A 20,940-nucleotide genomic window follows, 5' to 3' on the forward strand; every position below is an offset into this window, starting at 1 on the left:
GTAACCTCCTATTTTAAGTGCCAGATATCGCGGTTGTAGTCTAAGATTGTACGATCACTTGAGAAGAATCCACTCTTAGCAATATTTACTAATGACTTCTTCTTCCATTCTAGACGATTTTCATAATCAGCTAGTACTTGATCTTTCACTCTGCAATATTCTTCAAGGTCAAGTAATGTCATGAACCAGTCCTTGTTGATTAAGTTATCACGTAAGTCAGATAACATCTGCTTGTCGCCTAACTTAATTAGTTCAGGACTTGTGATGAAGTCTACACATGCATGAATGAGTTGGCTATTATTGTAGTAATCCGCTGCGTGGTAACCACTTGTTTCATAGAGCTTGATTACATCATCGGATGAACGTCCGAATGTATAGATGTTATCTTTACCTACTAATTCACCAATTTCAACGTTAGCACCGTCATTTGTACCTAATGTGATAGCACCATTTAACATGAACTTCATGTTACCAGTACCGGAAGCTTCCTTAGAAGCTAGGGAAATCTGTTCTGAGATATCACATGCAGGAATAACTGTTTCTGCCTTAGTTACGTTGTAGTTTTGTAACATAACAACCTTGAGGTATGGACTTACTTCTGGGTCATTCTTAATTAAGTCTTGTAAGCAAATAATTAAGTGAATGATATTCTTTGCCATGATGTATGCAGGTGCTGCTTTTGCACCAAAGATTACGGTAATAGGACGAGCTGGCTTTTGACCTGCCTTGATTTGTAGGTACTTATAGATTACCCATAATGCGTTCATCTGTTGACGCTTGTACTCATGAAGACGTTTTACTTGGATATCGAAGATAGAACTTGGATTGATTTCAATTCCTTCTTCCTTCTTAATCATATCCGCAAGGCGAACCTTGTTTGTATACTTGATATCATCTAACTTCTGTAGTACTGCTGTATCGTTGATATACTTCAATAAGTCTTCTAACTTACTAGCATCTTTACGCCATGCATCACCGATTAATGTATCGATGTAATTTGCAAGTTCTGGGTTGCAATGCATGATCCATCTACGGAATGTGATACCGTTTGTCTTGTTGTTAAACTTAGAGTGGTAAATGTTATAAAATGGCTTTAATTCTTGGTGTTTTAGAATTTCTGTATGAAGTGCTGCTACACCATTGATGGAACTGCTGAAATGCATGTCCATTCTTGCCATGTGTACACGGTGACTATCATCGATGATTGTTAACTCCTTATCACCCTTGAAAGCGATATTTACGGCATAATCTAATCCACCGATAATTGGAACAAGCTGTGGTACAACTTCCTGTAGATATTCTAGAGGCCACTTTTCTAACGCTTCCGCAAGAATTGTGTGGTTTGTGTATGCACATGTATTAGCGACAATATCTGCTGCTCTACGGAATGTAATACCTTCATTCATCAATAAACGAATTAATTCAGGAATCACCATAGAAGGGTGAGTATCATTGATTTGAATAGATACATACTTATCTAAATCGTTGAGGCTGTGTCCCTTTTCTTTTTCTTCCTTGAGAATTAATTGAGCAGCGTTACTTACCATGAAGTACTGTTGGTAAATACGTAATAACTGACCATCCTTATCACTATCATCTGGATATAGGAATAGGGTTAAGTTCTTATCGATATTCTTCTTATCGAACTTTGTGCCATCGTGAACGATTGATTCATCAACAGTATCTAAGTCGAATAAGTGTAATGTATTCTTGTTTGTCTTATATCCGATGATATCTAAGTCATACATGTGTGAGTAGTATGTCTTACCAGCAAGTTCAACTGGGAAGGATACATCTGTATCGCGTAATACTGTAGAACCGTATAACCATTCATCTGGAATTTCATGTTGTTTTCTGTCTTTGAATTCCTGACGGAATAAACCAAGGTGGTAATTTAAACCAACACCATCACCTTGTAAGTTTAATGTAGCGATGGAATCTAAGAAGCAAGCAGCTAAACGACCTAGACCACCGTTACCAAGTGAAGGTTCCTTTTCAAAACTTTCAACTGTACGGATGGACTTGCCATTCTTAGATAATAACTTTGCTAATTCATCGTATAGACCTAAGTTAATTAAGTTCTTACCTAACTGTTTACCGATGAGGAATTCTGCACTGATGTAGTACAACTTCTTTTCACCTGTAATCTTCTTAAGTTGGTCTTGTTCTTCCTTTACGATAGCAACAATCGCATCATAAAGTTCTCTGTCAGTGGCATTTTTAATCTGCTTTTTCAAGCTTGACTCAAGTTTTTTCTCTAATGTCATGAGTATCTCCTTTATCAAAATAATTAAAACCATAGACAACTATACCATAAATGAGAAAAAAGTGAATTCCATTCACTTGACATGGAAAAATATTACGTCATGGGTTAATATTTAAACTGAAAGCGGAGTTAAATGAATAGTAATATGAGAAAAGCAGGAATTTTAATGCCAGTCGCATCTCTGCCTGGCCGCCACGGATGTGGTACTTTTGGAAAAGAAGCATATGATTTTGTAAAGATGATGCACCAGTCTGGTTTGGGCATTTGGCAGCTATTGCCATTAAACCCTTTAGGATATGGAAATTCACCTTATCAGCCGTATTCATCTTATGCGGTTGATGAGCTCTATATATCATTAGATGTTTTAGCACAACAAGGTTTATTAGAGAAGGTACCTTCCTATCATCGTAACGATGATGTGATTCAGTATGAGGAAGTTCGCCAGTATCATGATAAGTACTTGCGTCGTGCCTATCAGAAGTTTGAAAAGGATGAGGCATATGAATCTTTTATCAAGAAACCTTGGGTAAAAGAGTATGCAATCTTTAAGACTTTTAAAGTTGCGAACAATTTAAGACCTTGGAACGAATGGGAGAAGGAACAGAAAGATTATCCAATCAACCAGAAATTAGATTTATCAAAGTATGACGATGAAATTGCATACCAGATGTTCTTGCAGTTTGTGTTGTACCAACAGTGGCATGCACTTAAAAAGTATGCAAATAGTTTAGGGATTCAAATGGTTGGTGATATTCCATTCTATGTAGGACTAGATTCTGCAGATGTTTGGGCACATCGTGAAAACTTCTTATTAGATCAAGATGGTAGACCAACGTTTATCGCTGGTGTTCCACCAGATTACTTCTCAGCGACAGGACAAAGATGGGGCAATCCTATCTACGACTGGGACTTTATGAAGAAGGATAAGTTCACATTCTGGATTGAGCGTATGTCATATATGGGAGAGATGTTCGACGTTGTTAGAGTCGATCACTTCCGTGCCTTTGATACATACTGGAAGATTCCAGCAGATTGTCCAACTGCGATTGAAGGTGAGTGGATTGAAGCGCCTGGATATGAGTTATTTGATACATTATTCAAACAATATCCAAACCTAACTATCGTTGCGGAAGATTTAGGAGATTTACGTCCAGAAGTACTGGAATTAAGAGATCACTATAAGTTTAGAGGTATGCGTATTGTTCAATTTACATTTGACCCTGAGGGCATGGAAGAAGATAAAACGCATTTATTGGTATATACTGGGACTCATGACAACGATACGACATATTCCTGGTATTGCAAACAACCTGCTTCTTTAAGAAGAAAGATGCGTCAATACCTATGGAAACACGGATATCGCAAGCATAGCTTTGTCGATGATGTGATTGACTATTCGTTGGATAGTAATGCGGACATGGTAATTATTCCGATGTCAGACTGGATCCATGCTGGAAGCCAAGCACGCTTAAATATGCCTGGTAGCGTAGGTGCTCCAAACTGGATGTGGCGAATGAAAGATTTACGCGCATTTGCGAAACGTATCAAACAAATTAAGTCAGACTTAGTACGAGCTGATCGTATCAATCACGACTAAGAAGGTTAACAAAAATGGATATTATCTTAAATATTATTAAATCTGTAATTTTTGGAATTGTACAAGGTGTAACAGAGTTTCTACCAATCAGTTCAACAGGTCATTTAATTTTATTACAGACGTTTATGCCTTTGAATGTCTTTACGGATCCTGCAAAAAACAAAGCCTTCTGGGATGTATACAAGGTCGTAATTCAGTTCGGTAGTATTTTGTCTGTACTGCTTTTGTATTGGAAGCGTTTATGCCCACTCGGCAAAAACGTATCAGAGCCTAAGAAAAAGAATATCTACCATACATGGCTGATGGTTATCGTGGCATCCATTCCATTAGTAGCAGGAATGTTATTGAATGATTGGATTGACGATGTGATGAGTGCACCATATATCATCGGTATTACTTTGATTCTCTACGGTATCTTGTTTATTTGGATGGAGAATAGAGAAAAGAAGTTTACAGTTGAACATGTTAGTCAAATCACACCTAAGAAAGCCTTCGGTGTTGGTATGTTCCAGATTTTGGCTTTGGTTCCAGGGACTAGTCGTTCTGGAAGTACAATCTTTGGTGCAACTTTATTAGGATTTAATCGTGCAACAGCTGCAGAGTTCTCATTCTTTATGGCAATTCCAGCAATGTTTGGCGCAAGTCTTTTAAAGATTATCAAAGCAGACTTCTCATTCGGCTTTTGGCCACTCATGATTTTACTCATTGGTACAGTGGTTTCGTTTATCGTTTCTATTATTGCGATTCGTACCTTAATGAATTACATTCGTAAGAATGACTTCAAGGTATTTGGCATATATCGTATTATTCTCGGAATTATCGTCCTGATTCTCTGCATTACACGCTTTATAGCATAGAATGGCGGTATTATGAAAGAAATTATTACTCTTGGCGGTCTATTTTTAGAAGGGTTATTATCATTCTTCTCACCATGTATTCTTCCACTTGTTCCGTTATACATTGGCTACCTTACAAATGGTTCCATGATGACAGACGAGAATGGACAGGTACGTTATGATCGAATGAAAACACTCATTCTAACAATTGGATTCGTCTTAGGAATCTCGACAGTGTTCGTGATTGCAGGACTTGGATCTAGTGCATTAGCAGCAGTATTCAAGCAATACACATTGCAGTTTCAAATTGCAGGTGGTGTATTACTAGTTATCCTTGGTCTAGCAAATCTACACATTATCAATATTCCTTTCTTGAATCAGACACACCAAAAGACAATGCGTGTAGAAGGTGGAATGACTTTCTTCAAAGCATTTGCGTTGGGATTTGTGTTTAGTTTTGCATGGTCTCCATGCGTAGGCCCATTATTGGCACAAGCAATCTTGCTAGCATCTACTGCTACAAACGGACTTGGTTGGCTCTATATTGCGTCCTATGCATTAGGATTCATCGTTATCTTCGTACTCATTGGATTCTTTACAGAAGAAATATTGAATCTAATCAAGCGTAATAAGAATGTTGTGAAGTATACAGGTATCGCAAGTGGAGTTCTTGTCTTGGCAATGGGATGCTTTATGTTATTCCGTGGTTTCAGCACAATGAATGCTCTCCAAAATAGTGGTTCCTCAGCACCAGCTGAAACAACAACAGTTGATGATTCCAAATCAAAGGAAGATACTTCTACAAAAGAAGACACTTCAAACAAGGAAGATACATCTTCAAAAGAGAATTCAGATGCCTCTTCCCAAACTGCAATTGAAAAGTATAACTTCGCGTTAGTGGATGGTGAAGGTAATGTTCATAATCTCAGCGATTACAAGGGAAAGACAATTGTCATGAACTTCTTTGGCACATGGTGTCATTACTGTAACGAAGAATTTGGAAGTTTACAGAAGATTAATGATGAGATGAAGGACGATGTTCAAGTACTTATGATTGCGGCTCCTGGCCTGAATGGTGAGGGTACTATCTCTGACGTTGAGGAGTACATGAAGAAGAAGGGATATAACTTTACAATTCTTTATGACACAACTTTAGAGATGACAAGAACTTATAAGGTAAGTGGTTATCCAACAACGTATGTTGTTCGTCCATCCGGTGAATTCTTAGGATATGTACCAGGCTATGTATCTGAAGAACAATTGCGTAACTTTATTAAGTCAGCACAGGAATAGTAAAAAGTATCCACATTCGTGTAAACGAATACAAGGTGATTCATACGTGTTTTGAATCACCTTTTTATAATTTGTATCTAGATACGACACTAATTATTAAGTAACTATTAAGAATGACTTTTTGTGATGTGAAACAAGTATTATTTTATTGATGTTCGGCTATGATAAATGTGTATATATGTAAACATTTTTTCTTCATGCAAAAAATGCTGTACATACCTAGTATGTAGATGATTACGAATGGAAGAATTTGTAAGAATCAAAAAAAGATTTACACAACAGTTTCAATCAATCAGATACGTAAGGAGATGGCAATGAAAGCAAAAAATCTAATCCGCACGCTAAGTGCCTTAGTGCTTGCGATAGGAATGTTGTTTCATACAACAGGAATTCGTGTTAATGCAGCACCGGGATTTACTGTAACAAATACCGCAACGATACAGACATCCCAAGCAAACGACTACTCATCACAGATCCAATTTAATATCCACGCTGAAGTAACAGGTCAAGTTCATGCGGGTGATACCATACGCTATGATTTTGAAAACATCAATATTAACCCATTAAATGGGCTTGATGTTACTACAACCGATGCGACGGGTACGAAAAAAGTAATTGGTAAATTGAGCGTACATTATGAAGATCACTATGTTGATACATTTAGTGATGTCATCAATCCAACTTATGACAATGAGTATACTGAGAATACATACTTAACTGTTACTTTCAATGGTGAATATGATGAAGTTAACTTTGATATTGGTGGAAACGTTCGCTCGAATCACTTTATTAAGAATCAAGCTTACAACCGTGTAGCGAAGATTCTCTATGATGGAACAGAACTAGCGAGTAATTCACAAAACGTTCCAGGGCGTACATTCCAAAATAAAGTTCCAACATTCTTGGTGTTAGATGGCACAATCAACTTAGAGACAAACTCCTCAGATGAAATTCGTGCTGCAACTCTAACACCAAGTGGTTATTCCTCAGGCAGTAACAACCCTGATAGTGCACCACTAAAGCCAGGTGATGTTCTAACTTATGAACTAACAGATGGAAAAGTTGAATTCGATACAACACGTATTGCGGTAGGTACTGAGGTAAATCCCCAAAACTTCCGCTTTATGACAGCTGATACAGCAGCCACACGTGCAAATGGAAATGGTGTAGTATTCTTCCCTAAGAGGAGAGTAAAGACAAAGATTCTTTCAATTGAACCAACGAAGGTTGTTGTCCAAATCATTAGTATGGATGACGAAAATATTGCGGCACAATATCGTTTAGGACCAGATTTACCGCTAATCGTAAAGGATACTTCAACCGTTACAAATAACACCCTTCCTGTAGCGCTCAAATCACAAATTAATAATGAAGCACCTAAGACTTCACAACATAATCTTACGGTAAATGGTGGAACATTAAGTTCAAATGCAAGACGTGCACCTAGAGGTAACGTCGTAGCTAAGTATTTAGATCAAGCAGGTAATGAGCTGGCACCACAGGAAACAGTTATTACAAATGGACTTGAAAATGCGGCATATACTGCGGCTGAAAAGACAATCGCTGGATATGAACTTGTAGAGATGCCAGCTAATGCAACAGGTAAAGTCATTGGTAATACAACGATTGAAGTAATCTTTGTATATCGTCAACTAAAGACATTTGAAGTAAAGAAAGTTTGGGCAGATCCAACGCATACACTAGATGAAGTAACATTGCATGTTTTAGCAAATGGAATTGAAACAGGTAGTCCAATTGTATTAAACGCAACAAATAACTGGAAAGAGACAGTTACGATGCCAGTTACAGACATGCAAGGGAATGTGATTCATTACAGTGTAACGGAAGATACTTACACAAATTACACCGCAAGTGTGGAAGGCAATCTTACAGATGGCTTTACGGTTACAAATACATATGTGCCAACACCTACACCGGTGCCTGTACAGCCTACACCAGCACCAAGTAAACCTACACCAAAGACATCTGATGCGACAAATGTAATGATGTATGGTGCTGTTGGAATCGGAGCGTTCTGTATCGCAGCCCTTATCTTTATTCGCAAGTTCAAACAATCAAAATAAACTAGTTGAAAAACCTTCGAAAGAAGGTTTTTTCTCTTGACACTTTGTAAACGCTAACATATTATTTTGATGTATCCTGTAAACGTTTCCGTAAACGGTTACGAGTATAAAGGGGTTTGAATGACGACAATAAAAGATATTGCACGTATATCGGGGTATAGCATTGGAACGGTTTCCAGAGTTATAAATAACCATCCTGATGTTAGTGCGATAGCAAAGAAAAAAATTGAAAAGGTAATCAAGGACGAAAAGTTTGAGCCAAACTCAAATGCGAAACTTTTAAAGCAATCTGCGGCATCCGCAATTACGATTTTGATCAAGGGATTGCACAATGCCTTCTTTAGTATCATTGTCGAAAAGATGCAAAGTTATCTGCAGGAAAGTGGGGAAGATGTCTCCGTTGTCTACTTGGATGAACTTGAAAACGAAGTTGAAGTGGCAATACGTATATGTAGCGAGAAGAAACCAAAGGGCTTTATCTTCTTGGGTGGAAATCAAAAGTATTTCCGTGAATCATTTACGAGTGTTAAAGTGCCATGTGTATTATGTTCAGAAAGCGCAGCAGGGATGAAGTTTAGTAATCTCTCCAGTTTCACGACAGACGATAGAGAAGCTGCACGTGCAGCAGCGGAATACTTAATCCGATCAGGACACAGAAGGATTGGCATTGTATGCGGATCTGCTGTCTCTGAGGATGGATCAATTGGTTCCACACGTGTAGAAAGTGCAATTGCAGCGTTTAAAGAAAACAAGATACCATTTGATAAACGCAAGCAATTCGTGCCAGGCAAGTTCTCACTTGAGGATGGATATAATGGAACAATCAAGTTATTGGACCGCTATCCGGAAGTTACCGCAATCTACGCAGTTAGTGACGTTGTGGCAATTGGTGCACTACGAGCAATTAACGACCGTAGGTTAAATGTTCCAAAAGATATATCGATTATTGGTAACGATGGAATCGACTTTGCAAGGTATACAACACCACGTTTAGCTACCGTCGAACAAGATGCGGTACAACTTGCAAAACGCAGCGTAGATGACTTGTTATTAAGATTAAATTATAATAAACCTGTAATACATGAAATTATTCCATTCCATGTATTGGCGGGAGAAAGTGTTAGTATCAAAAAACCAGTGGAGGAAAAGTAAGATGTCAACAGTAAGTCTAAAGCATGTCCAAAAAATTTACCCAAATAGTGTTGAGGTAAAAAAGAAAAAGAAGGGCGAAGTAAAGAAAACGAACCTAAAGATTACAGATGAAGGTGTGGTTGCGGTTGATGATTTCAACTTGGAAATCGGCGATGAAGAATTCGTTGTATTAGTAGGTCCTTCTGGTTGTGGTAAATCTACAACATTACGAATGGTTGCAGGATTAGAAGACATTACACGTGGAGAATTGTTTATTGATGGAAAGTTAATGAACAACGTTTCTCCTAAGGATCGTGATATTGCGATGGTTTTCCAGAACTATGCGCTATATCCACATATGAGTGTTCGTCAGAATCTTGAATTCCCACTCAAGATGCACAAAGTTCCAGCTGATGAAATCAAGGTAAAGGTTGAAGAAGCAGCAGAAATTCTTGACTTAACACCATATCTTGACCGTAAGCCTAAGGCTTTATCCGGTGGACAAAGACAGCGTGTTGCGATTGGACGTGCAATTGTGCGTGATCCAAAGTTATTGTTGATGGATGAACCACTCTCTAACTTAGACGCGAAATTAAGAAACCAGATGCGTGCTGAAATCATCAAGCTAAGACAGAAGATTAAGGCAACATTTATCTATGTAACACACGACCAGACAGAAGCAATGACACTAGGTGATCGTATCGTTATTATGAAGGATGGTGTTATCCAACAGGTAGGAACACCACAGCAGTTATTCGATCATCCAATCAATGAGTTCGTAGCAGGCTTTATCGGTATGCCACAGATGAACTTCTACAGTGGTGAACTTTTAAAGAATGAAGCTGGTAAGTACTGTGTGAAGTTAGAAAATGCTGTGATGGAAGTTTCTGAAGAGAAGCAAGCTATCTTAGCTGAAAAGAATGTACAACCACAGCCAATTACAGTAGGTGTTCGTCCAGAACATATCTCACTTGGTGGTGAAAGTGGAAAGTCAATCGAAGGTACAGTTGATGTAAGCGAAATGATGGGATCTGCAATCCACTTACACGTAAATGCATGCGGTAAGGATAGCATTATCATCGTTCCAACATTAGATCTCGGTGGTAGGACATTCAAGATTGGCGATAAGATCAACTTTACATTTGGTGGTAATGTAATGCACCTCTTTGGTAAAGAATCTCATCAGAACTTAGAATATTAATTTTAAAATTTCATAAAAAAGATATTGAAATTTGAAAGCGCTTTGCATAAAATAAAACTATAGTATTGTAAACGTTTCCAGTAACGTTTACGAATGTACAAACTTTTTCGGGAGGATAACATGAAAAGTACAAAGTTAGTATCACTTGGTTTAGCTGCTTTAATGGGTATCTCTGCATTAGCAGGATGCGGCGGCAAGAAGGAATCAAACACAACAACAGCTTCAGATTCTAAGGATGTTACACTTACAGTGTGGACACCATCTGAAGACCAATCAGATGAACAGGGTAACTGGCTCAAGAAGCAATTAGATGCTTTCCAGGAAGCTCACCCAGAATGGAAGTTAACATTCAAAACAGGTGTATGTCCTGAAGGTGATGCGAAGACATTAGTAGCAGCTGACCCATCAGCAGCAGCTGACGTTTACATGTTCGCAAACGACCAGATTCCAGATTTATTAAAGGCTAACGCAATCGCTGAATTAGGTGGATCTGCAGTAGAAGCAATCAAGAAGAACAACAGCGATATTACTGTTGACACAGTAACTTATGAAAACTCTGTATATGGTGTTCCATTTACAGCAAACACATGGTTCATGTACTATGACAAGCGCGTCTTCACAGAAGATGATGTAAAGAACTTAGATACAATGCTTACAAAGGGTAAGGTTGGCTTCCCAATCTCTAACTCTTGGTATATCGCAGCGTTCTATGCAGCTAACGGATGCACATTATTCGGTGCTAATGGAGCAGATGCTAAGGCTGGTATCGACTTCGGTGGCGATAAGGGCACAGCAGTTACAAATTACTTAGTTGACTTAGTTCAGAATCCTAACTTCAAGGATGCGGCTGGTTTAACACCAAGCACATTAGCTGATGGTACAATCAACGCATTATTCTCAGGTGCTTGGGATTACAAGGCAGTTGTTGAAGCTTTAGGTGAAGAAAACGTTGGTATCGTAGCTCCTCCTAAGTACAACTTAAATGGTAAGGAAGTTCAGTTAAAGGCATTTGCAGGTTCTAAGGCTATTGGTGTTAACCCAACAAGTAAGAATCCAGAAGTTGCAGTTGCATTAGCTTCATTCTTAGGTAGTGCAAAGGCTCAACAGGCTCACTACGACTTACGTAATATCATTCCTACAGATACATCATTGAAAGTTTCTGATGCATTGGCTAAGGCACAGATGGATACAATGGACTTTGCTTCAATCGTACAGCCACTACAGTCAGGCATGGGTCAATATTGGACACCAGCAGAATCAATGGGTAAGGAAATCGTTGCCGGTACAGTAACACATGAAAATGCTGCTGAAAAGACAGAGAGCATGAACAAGGCAATGAACACTGCTTCCGTTCAATAATATTGCATTACTGATTAAAAGAATGTGGTTGAGATACTTATTTTAACCGCATTCTTCTTCGTTTATAGAATTGAGGTAATCGTATGGAAAATAAAAAGATTCAGGATAAAGTCACAGTGTTAAAAGCGATAACAGCAGGTGATTTACAAACGAAGCTATCCATCCCATTTATGGGACTTGGTATATTTTTGAAAGGGCAGAAAATTAAAGGTTGCCTCATATTCCTTCTAGAAGTAGCATTCTTCTTATATATGGCTACTTCTGGTATACATGCTTTATCAATGCTACCGTCACTGGGTGATGAAGCACAAGGCAAAGTATGGAATGAAGCAAAACAAATTTTCGAATATTCTGCCGGAGATAACTCACAGCTCATTCTCTTATTTGGGGTTGTTGCACTATTTGTTATTGCTGGTTTTATCCTATTATGGGTATTACAGATTAAACATGCATACAAACTACAACTAAAGAAAGAAAATAATGAACACATCAATACCTTTAAGGAAGATCTGAAGTCTCTATTAGATGGAAACTTACATATCACATTGATGACATTACCATGTGTTGGTATTTTAGTATTCAATATCGTGCCATTAGTTTATATGATCAGTATGGCATTTACATCCTATTCCAAAGAAGATGAACACTTACAGTTGTTCGATTGGAATGGACTAACACAGTTTAAGCGTGTATTAAACTTCAGTGGTAACATAGGTAGACAGTTCTGGCATGTACTTGCTTGGACAGTTGTTTGGGCTCTTGTTGCGACATTCTTAAACTACATTACAGGTATGATCCTTGCGATGATCATTAACCGTAAGGAAACAAAGGCAAAAGGATTCTGGCGTTTCTGCTTTGTATTGTCTATTGCTGTACCACAGTTTATTTCCTTGATGATTATGAATATCATGTTACAACCATCAGGTGCAATCAACGTGTTACTACAGAATAATGGATTAATCAGTGGACCACTACCATTCTTAACAGATGCGATGTGGGCTAGAATCACAATTATCGTAATCAACTTATGGATTGGTATTCCATATACAATGTTACAGGTAACAGGTATCTTACAGAACATTCCAGGCGAGCTCTATGAAGCAGCTCGTATGGATGGTGCAGGACCAGTGAAGATTTTCTTCAAGATTACACTTCCTTACATGTTATTTGTTACTACACCATATTTGATTACATCATTTGTTGGTAATATCAATAACTTTAACGTTATCTACCTCTTATCAGGTGGTGGACCAACATATGTTGGAGATACTGCAGGTCAAACAGACTTGCTCGTAACATGGTTGTACAAGTTAACAATCGATCAACAGTACTATAACTTAGGTGCAGTTATCGGTATCTTGACATTCATTATCTTAACAACAGTCACATTGATCACATATCGTAGATCGAAGTCTTATCAGAATGAGGAGGCGTTCATGTAATGAGTACGAATACACTAAAACGTAATAAAAAGAGCGTATCCAGCCGTGTTGGTAACTTCTTCGTTCATGTATTTCTAGCAATGTTAGCAGCGATATGGGTATTACCAATTTTCTGGATCATCTTAACTAGCTTTAGAGCTGAACAGGGATCCTATGTAAGTACATTCTTCCCTAAGGGATATACACTTGCAAACTACATTAAGTTATTTACAGACCGTAACGTCTTAAACTTCCCACGTATGTTTGCAAATACACTTATCATTGCGGTATTCACATGTATTATTTCAACATTCTTCGTATTATCTGTTTCATATAGCTTATCTCGTATGCGTTTCAAGCTACGTAAGCCATATATGAACTTAGCGATGATTCTTGGTTTATTCCCAGGATTTATGGCTATGATTGCGGAATACTATATCTTAAAAGCACTTGGTTTAACAGAAGGTTCTGCAGTACGTTTAGCACTTATCATCGTATATTCTGCTGGTACTGGTTTAGGCTTCCAAATTGCCAAGGGTTACTTTGATACAATTCCACGTTCTGTCGATGAAGCAGCGATTATGGATGGTGCTACACAATGGCAAGTGTTCACAAGAATTACAATGCCATTATCAAAACCAATCATTATCTATACAGTTATGACTTCATTCATCGCTCCATGGGTAGACTTTATCTTTGCGAAAGTTATTGTTCGTGCTAACGCAGATCAATTTACAGTCGCAATCGGTTTATGGAATATGTTGCAGAAGGAATATATTAACCAATGGTACACAAGCTTTGCGGCTGGTGCGGTTATTATCTCTCTTCCAATCGCAATCTTATTCGTATACATGCAGAAATTCTACGTTGAAGGAATGTCTGGCGCTGTTAAAGGATAATAAAACAAAAACGGTAGAACCTTTTGGTCCTGCCGTTTACTTTGTAAAATCGTAGTATGATAGATATGAATCAGGAGGAACCACATGAAAACATATATCTTTGACTTGTATGGAACACTCATTGATATTCATACGGAATTACATAATCATAAGGTGTGGAAAGCATTATCAGACATGTATGCATGTTATGGTGCAATTTACACTCCAGAACAGTTTGAACAAGCATATTTAAAATTTAATGAAGAAGAGTGGGATCGTGTAGAAGCGCTTCATCCTGATACATATATTGATATTCAATTTAAAAATGTATTCAAACGTTTATATGATGAAGCTCCTATGCACAAAGAAGTATTACGAGTCCAAGATATGGGGACTTGGTTACTCTTTGTGGAAACAGAGTTTAGACGTTTGACAAGAGTACGTTGTAAACCATACCTCAATACCATCAAGACATTACAAACATTAAAGCAACAAGGGCATCAAATTATCTTACTATCCAATGCACAGCGCTCTTTTGCGCTAGTGGAGATGGGTATCTGTGATTTAAATCCATACTTTGATTATATGTATATCTCTGCGGATTACGGTATCCGTAAGCCAGAGAAAGCATTTATGCAAAAAGTACTCGATGACCATAAACTAAATGCGAGTGATTGTGTCATGATTGGTAATGAAGTAGGTAGTGATATGCAAGTTGCGGCATTGTGTGGGGTAACTGGTATATTATTAAATACGGCACACCGTAAAGAAAAAGTAATTCAAAAGGAATTAGAAACGTTACAACAAGAATATCCAGACTTCCAGTACAAAATTGTTACTTCAGGGGATATTTTAGAAATTTTAGGAGAATAAGTTATGCCAACATGGTTAAAAGATGCAGTGTTTTATGAAATCTATCCACAGTCATTCTATGATACAAATGGAGATGGTATCGGTGATTTAGAAGGTATCATCCAGAAGTTAGATTACATCAAAGAACTAGGCTGTAATGCATTGTGGATTAATCCAATGTATGACTCACCATTTATGGATGCAGGATATGATGTTAGGGATTATAAGAAGGTTGCGGCTCGTTATGGTACAAATGAAGACACATATCGCTTATTTGAAGAAGCACATAAGCGTGGTATCAAAGTATTGCTAGATTTAGTACCTGGTCATACATCTGATGAACATGCTTGGTTTAACGCAAGTAAGCAACCAGAAGAAAATGAATACTCTAGTCGTTATGTATGGACAAATGGTGCCTTTGTTGGGGTTAAAGATCATCCATATATGGCAGGTATGTCTGATCGAAATGGTGCCTATATGTTAAACTTCTTTGCGTCTCAACCAGCGCTCAACTATGGTTGGCTAGATCGTACAGAGAATTGGATGTCTGCAGTCGATAGTCCAGAAGCTATCGCTACCAAAGAAGCGATGAAGGATGTGATGCGCTTCTGGCTAGATCATGGTGCAGATGGCTTCCGTGTTGATATGGCAGATTCACTTGTGAAGAATGATGATAACAAGAAATCAGCTACTGCGAAAATCTGGAGAGATGTTCGTAATATGCTAGATCAAGAGTATCCAGAAGCAGCACTTGTCAGTGAATGGTCCAATCCACAACAAGCGATCAATGGTGGTGGCTTCCACATGGATTTCTACTTAGATCATTGGCACAATGGATATAACACATTATTACGTGATTATGAAACAGGTGGGGAAGATAACAGCTTCTTCTTAAAGAGTGGTAAGGGCGATATCTGTCGTTTCTTAAATGACTACATGCCTAAATACAAGGCAACAAAGCAGAATGGTTATATCTCCATGTTTACATGCAACCATGATACACCTCGTCCGGCTAATACATTAACTCCAGAAGAGTTAAAGATTGCATATGCATTTATCTTAACAATGCCAGGAGTACCATTTATCTACTATGGTGATGAAATTGGTATGCGCTATATGAAGGATATACGTTCCAAAGAAGGTGGCTTCCAACGTACAGGATCACGCACACCAATGCAGTGGGATAATAGCGTAAACAAGGGCTTTTCAACAGCAGGAGCACATCAACTCTATCTAGCCGTGGATTCATCAGCAGATGCACCAAACGTTACAGATCAACTTAATGATGAAAATTCCCTCTATTCTACGACAAAATCTCTTGTGGAATTACGTCACAAGCACGCAGACTTACAGGCTGATGCAGACTTCAATGTGATTTATGCTGAGAAGGAGAAGATGCCATTTGTATACAAACGTGGAAAGTTGATACTAGCAATCAATCCAAGTGGATTAGAGGAGACAATTTCTCTTGATGAGCTACAAGGTTATAAGCCAATCTATACGATTGGAAAAGCATCTATTGAAGAGCTAACTCTTACAATTGGACCAAGTTCGTTTGTAGTATTACAAAAAATGTAATATTTTACAGATTTTTCATGGAAGAAAACAAAATTTACAAAAAAATCTCAAAAAAGTTGTTGACATTTATTAAATTCTAAATAAACTATAACCATAGGCGATGATAAGAAGAGTAGCTGAAAGATAGTATCACAGAGAGTCCTCGAGCGCTGAGAAGAGGATATACGAAGGTTTAGTGAAGATGGTCTTGGAGTTGTACTTCCGAAATGTAGGGGGTACCGGGATGTCCCGTTATAGACATAGAGTATGTTGGTACTCGATGAGGTATGTATTGTGAAGTACATATAAACTAAGGTGGTAACACGAGATTATATATCCCGTCCTTACATGTAAGTGTAAGTGCGGGATTTTTGTTTATATAGATAGGAGGCAGCGATGATTGAGTTATTTAACATAGTTAAAACATTCAAAGCGAACAAGGAAAACATCCATGCGGTAAACAACGTTTCACTCACCATCAATGATGGTGAAATCTACGGCATCATCGGATATTCCGGTGCTGGTAAAAGTACGTTAATTCGTTTGATTAATCAACTAGAAGTACAGACAGCTGGTGATGTTATCATCAATGGTGTCAACTTCAAAGAACTTAGTCCTAAAGAACTACGTTTACAACGTCAACAAATCGGTATGATTTTCCAACACTTCAACCTCCTATGGAGTAGAACAGTCGCTGAAAACATTGAACTTCCTCTAGAGTTCGCGCATGTTCCTAAAGCAGAAAGAAAACAAAGAGCAGCTGAGCTAATTGAAATGGTAGGCTTAACAGGAAGAGAAGATGCATACCCAAGTGAACTCTCAGGTGGTCAAAAACAAAGAGTTGGTATTGCAAGAGCACTCGCCAATTCGCCAAGAATTCTACTATGTGATGAGGCAACCTCTGCACTAGACCCTGATACAACAGAGCAGATTCTTGAACTATTAAGAGAAATCAATAGTCGTTTAGGAATCACCATCGTGATGATTACACACCAGATGGAAGTTGTTCAAAAGATATGTACACGAATGGCAGTGATGAGTGATGGAAATATTGTGGAAGAAGGAACAGTGAAACAGTTGTTCGAACATCCAAAACACGCAGTCACAAGAAGATTTGTGCAGAATATTGAAGCTAACCAAACAATCGAAGAATTGGCGGAAAGCTTAAAAGAGAAATATCCAAGTGGTAAGTTACTACGTTTATCCTTTACAGGAAATAACGCAGAGCAGCCAACGATTATTAACGCTGCTAGACTTGTACCATTTGAGATATCGATTGTTGAGTCAAATATCTCACAATCCTCTGTTGGTCCAATGGGTGTAACATACATTCATATTAGTGGTGGAGTTGATAGTGACTACAACAAGTTTGTGACATACTTAACTGACAACAATGTCATAGTGGAGGTGCTCTAATGATAGGTGGCGTACTCAATTTAGATCAGCTATTCAAAGCTATCAATGAAACACTCTATATGACAGCCGTATCACTTGTACTTGCGACAGTCCTAGGATTACTGATTGGTATTCTACTGTACTGTACACAAACAGGTGGATTATTCCAAAATAAGATTATCAATCGAGTGATTGATGTAATTATCAACGTATTACGTGCAATTCCATTTATCATCTTATTGATTATCTTAATCCCATTTACAAAGTTGATTGTAGGTTCTATGTTAGGAGCTACAGCAGCCTTACCTTCACTGGTATTTGCGGCAGCGCCGTTCTATGCACGAATGTGCATCATCGCATTCCAAGATGTAAACAAAGGTACCATTGAAGCAAGTAAAGCAATGGGCGCCAGCAATTGGCAAATTATTTTGAAAGTATTACTTCCTGAAGCATTACCATCCTTAATCTCAGGAATCACAGTAACAGGAATTTCCTTAATCTCCTATACAGCAATGGCAGGTGCCATCGGTGCTGGAGGACTTGGAAACCTCGCATACTTATATGGTTTTGCAAGAAGAAACGATTTAATACTTTATACTTCAACCATCATCATTATCGTCATTGTATTCGCAATACAGTGGATGGGTGATGCAATCGTAAAACGAATCGACAAACGATAAATATATAAAAAAGAAAAGGGAGAAAACTCATGAACAAGATTACAAAGATTATTGCAGCAGCAACATTCGCATTAGGCTTAACAGCTTGCGGAACATCCAAAAAAGAAAGTGCATCATCAACAGCTTCAGATAGCACAAAGTTAACAGTGATTGCAACTGCTAACCCACACGCAGTGATTCTAGAAGAAGCTAAGTCCATCTTAAAGAACAAGTACAACATCGACCTAGAAGTAACAGTTACAGATGATTACTTCATTCCAAACGAAGCAGTATCTAATGGAGAAGCAGACGCAAACTACTTCCAGCACGTTCCATTCTTTGATAAAGAAAAGAAAGAAAAGAATTACAAGATTTCTAATGTAGGTGGAGTTCATATCGAACCATTTGGAATCTACTCTAAGACAATCAAGAAAGTTTCTGATATCAAGGATGGTTCAACAGTTGTTATTTCTAACTCTGTAGCAGATAATGGTCGTATCTTAGCAATTCTTGCACAGGAAAACCTTGTGAAGTTACCAGAAAACGCAGATGTATTAAACTTAACAATCGCAGATATCGATAACGACACAAACAATCCTAAGCACTTAAAGTTCCAGGAAGTAAAACCAGAATTACTCGCAACAGCTTATGAAAATGGTGAAGGTGATTTAGTAGCTATCAACGGTAACTTCGCAATCAACGCTGGTCTAAAGCCAGGCTCTGATGCATTAATCCTTGAAAAGGCTGACGCAAAGAACCCATATGTAAACATCATCGCTTGCCAAGAAGGTCATGAAAAGGATGAAAAGATCCAAGCTTTAGTGAAGGTATTACAGTCTGAAGAAATCCGTGAATTCATCAAGAAGAACTGGTCTGATGGTTCCGTTATCCCAGCTGAATAAGTAAAAATATTACCATGTGAATATTTTGAAGTGAACCCAATTTCTTGGACACGTTAATTTACAGACATGATAAGGCTTGATTCCTTGCCTGGCAAGGAGTTAGGCCTTTTAATTTTGTCTGTATTCTTTCTTTGTTGTAATAGTGTATGTATTCTTCCATGGCACTTTCTAGCTCATCTAAGGTTTTGAATTCATATTCATGTTCATAGAACATCTCATTCTTCATCTTTCCAAAGAAGTTCTCCATCACACAGTTATCTAAGCAGTTTCCCTTGCGTGACATCGATTGGATGATTCCGTGTTCAAGTAGAGTCTTATGGTATTGATTCATTTGATACTGCCATCCTTGATCAGAATGAAATATCAGTCCTTCTATATTTGGATGTTTCTGAAATGCGATAGTAAGCATATTGGAAATCTGTTCATAGTTTGGGGTCTTAGATATGTTCCAAGATATAATTTCTCTATTATGCATGTCGAGAATAGGTGATAGATACAGCTTACCTGCAGTGATATGGAACTCTGATACATCTGTTGTCCATTTCTCATTTACTGTGTTTGTTGAGAAGTTGCGCTTGTAATATGTATTATGATTCTCTTCATCAATAACGACATCTAGTAAGTGGTTCTTTACTGTACCATTCATATTGCCTTTGTATGATTTGTATTTAGCTTTAGGTGTATTTCCAAACAGACTCATCTTATGCATGAGTCTTTGTACTGTCTTATGATTGATTGTTGGATACAGCTTTCTGATTTCAAGATAAATGCGTCGATATCCATATCTTCCCTTATGGGTATAGTAAATAATGATGATATCATTCATTACGTCATCATATTTGAAATCATTGTCTTGTTTGTCTTTCCAATAATAGTAGTCAGAGCGGCTGATATGATAAGGCAAGCGTGTGCTGTCATTGATTGTTTGAATGATAAATCTAACAGGCACTTGTAGTTCTTGCCTTAGCTCCGATATCGCTCTAACTATTTCTTCTTTTCTCGTGCTTCTCTTTCCGTAACTAAGGCATCTAATTTTTTTATAAATTCGTTCTCTATTAATAGCCTCAAGTTCTGCTCGCGTAGGAACTTGATTTCTTTCTCTAACTCCTCGATTGTTTTCTTCCTTGGCATGTCGTCCTCGCTTCCTTATAACGACATTATATCCATTTTCTTTATATTCTTTAATCCATCTACGCAGAATACTATTGGTAGATAATCCTAAGTCTATTGATACGCTCAGTATTGACTCATGAAGTGTCAATACTCTATAGATAGCCACTTCCTTAAATTCAGCAGAGTAATCTTGATGAATATGGCGTAGAATATCAATTCCATGTCTATCAACTAGCCTAACAATATATTCAATTTCAGATCGTGTTATATTCCATTTAAAATGGAGTTGTGGAATTGTGAATCCACATTTACGTTCCTTATAGATTTGGACCTTGTCTTCGAATGTAAATTTCATAATAAAAGTGAACCTCCTAAGTTGTTGTCCAACTTTTGGGG

General features: G+C 37.9%; 16 protein-coding genes and 1 other annotated feature. Of the genes, 14 read left to right on the forward strand and 2 right to left on the reverse strand.

What is annotated here, in order from left to right; all coding sequences use genetic code 11:
* Nucleotides 1-8: 8 nt before the first annotated feature.
* On the reverse strand, nt 9-2,267 hold the full coding sequence (locus tag RYK16_RS01495) for a glycogen/starch/alpha-glucan phosphorylase (protein WP_314850294.1): 2,259 nt from the start codon (nt 2,265-2,267) through the stop codon (nt 9-11).
* A 132-nt stretch (nt 2,268-2,399) separates the two neighbouring features.
* Between RYK16_RS01495 and malQ the strand changes: the two genes are divergently transcribed.
* The 14 genes from malQ to RYK16_RS01565 all read left to right on the forward strand — a co-directional run bounded on the left by malQ (nt 2,400) and on the right by RYK16_RS01565 (nt 19,431).
* Nucleotides 2,400-3,863, forward strand: a complete 1,464-nt coding sequence (malQ, locus tag RYK16_RS01500) for a 4-alpha-glucanotransferase (protein ID WP_314850295.1) — start codon at nt 2,400-2,402, stop codon at nt 3,861-3,863.
* Nucleotides 3,864-3,877: 14 nt separating this feature from the next.
* A complete protein-coding gene (locus tag RYK16_RS01505; protein WP_314850296.1) occupies nt 3,878-4,720 on the forward strand; it encodes an undecaprenyl-diphosphate phosphatase in 843 nt (280 codons plus the stop codon).
* Nucleotides 4,721-4,732: 12 nt separating this feature from the next.
* A complete protein-coding gene (locus tag RYK16_RS01510) occupies nt 4,733-5,992 on the forward strand; it encodes a cytochrome c biogenesis protein CcdA (RefSeq protein ID WP_314850297.1) in 1,260 nt (419 codons plus the stop codon).
* Nucleotides 5,993-6,306: 314 nt separating this feature from the next.
* Complete coding sequence (locus RYK16_RS01515) at nt 6,307-8,076, forward strand: MucBP domain-containing protein (protein WP_314850298.1); 1,770 nt, start codon at nt 6,307-6,309, stop codon at nt 8,074-8,076.
* Between the two features lie 120 nt (nt 8,077-8,196).
* A complete protein-coding gene (locus tag RYK16_RS01520; protein WP_314112490.1) occupies nt 8,197-9,228 on the forward strand; it encodes a LacI family DNA-binding transcriptional regulator in 1,032 nt (343 codons plus the stop codon).
* A gap of 1 nt (nt 9,229) precedes the next feature.
* Nucleotides 9,230-10,408 carry an ABC transporter ATP-binding protein gene (locus RYK16_RS01525; protein WP_314850299.1) on the forward strand — a complete coding sequence of 393 codons (1,179 nt, stop codon included), beginning with the start codon at nt 9,230-9,232 and terminating at the stop codon, nt 10,406-10,408.
* A gap of 120 nt (nt 10,409-10,528) precedes the next feature.
* Complete coding sequence (locus RYK16_RS01530; RefSeq protein ID WP_314850301.1) at nt 10,529-11,767, forward strand: extracellular solute-binding protein; 1,239 nt, start codon at nt 10,529-10,531, stop codon at nt 11,765-11,767.
* A gap of 83 nt (nt 11,768-11,850) precedes the next feature.
* Entirely contained in the window at nt 11,851-13,209 is a 1,359-nt protein-coding gene (locus RYK16_RS01535) for a sugar ABC transporter permease (protein WP_314850303.1), read from the forward strand.
* Complete coding sequence (locus RYK16_RS01540) at nt 13,209-14,087, forward strand: sugar ABC transporter permease (RefSeq protein ID WP_298666815.1); 879 nt, start codon at nt 13,209-13,211, stop codon at nt 14,085-14,087. The genes RYK16_RS01535 and RYK16_RS01540 overlap by 1 nt, the downstream gene beginning before the upstream one ends.
* An 84-nt stretch (nt 14,088-14,171) precedes the next feature.
* On the forward strand, nt 14,172-14,939 hold the full coding sequence (locus RYK16_RS01545; protein WP_314850304.1) for an HAD family hydrolase: 768 nt from the start codon (nt 14,172-14,174) through the stop codon (nt 14,937-14,939).
* A gap of 3 nt (nt 14,940-14,942) precedes the next feature.
* Nucleotides 14,943-16,496: an alpha-amylase family glycosyl hydrolase gene (locus tag RYK16_RS01550; RefSeq protein ID WP_314850305.1), complete on the forward strand. Its 1,554-nt coding sequence runs from the start codon at nt 14,943-14,945 to the stop codon at nt 16,494-16,496.
* A gap of 91 nt (nt 16,497-16,587) precedes the next feature.
* Nucleotides 16,588-16,824 (forward strand) — a binding site (T-box leader).
* Nucleotides 16,825-16,871: 47 nt separating this feature from the next.
* Complete coding sequence (locus tag RYK16_RS01555) at nt 16,872-17,891, forward strand: ATP-binding cassette domain-containing protein (protein WP_314850307.1); 1,020 nt, start codon at nt 16,872-16,874, stop codon at nt 17,889-17,891.
* Nucleotides 17,891-18,550, forward strand: coding sequence for a methionine ABC transporter permease (locus RYK16_RS01560; RefSeq protein WP_294207919.1), 660 nt, complete (start codon nt 17,891-17,893; stop codon nt 18,548-18,550). Before RYK16_RS01555 ends, RYK16_RS01560 begins: the two co-directional genes overlap by 1 nt.
* Before the next feature lie 29 nt (nt 18,551-18,579).
* Nucleotides 18,580-19,431 carry a MetQ/NlpA family ABC transporter substrate-binding protein gene (locus RYK16_RS01565; RefSeq protein ID WP_314850309.1) on the forward strand — a complete coding sequence of 284 codons (852 nt, stop codon included), beginning with the start codon at nt 18,580-18,582 and terminating at the stop codon, nt 19,429-19,431.
* Nucleotides 19,432-19,489: 58 nt separating this feature from the next.
* Here RYK16_RS01565 and RYK16_RS01570 read toward each other — a convergent pair.
* Nucleotides 19,490-20,940 (reverse strand): IS3 family transposase (locus RYK16_RS01570; protein WP_314850311.1); only part of this gene is annotated, 1,451 nt, incomplete at its 5' end.

The organism is uncultured Solobacterium sp. (genome assembly GCF_963550625.1).
Lineage (GTDB): Bacteria > Bacillota_I > Bacilli_A > Erysipelotrichales > Erysipelotrichaceae > Bulleidia.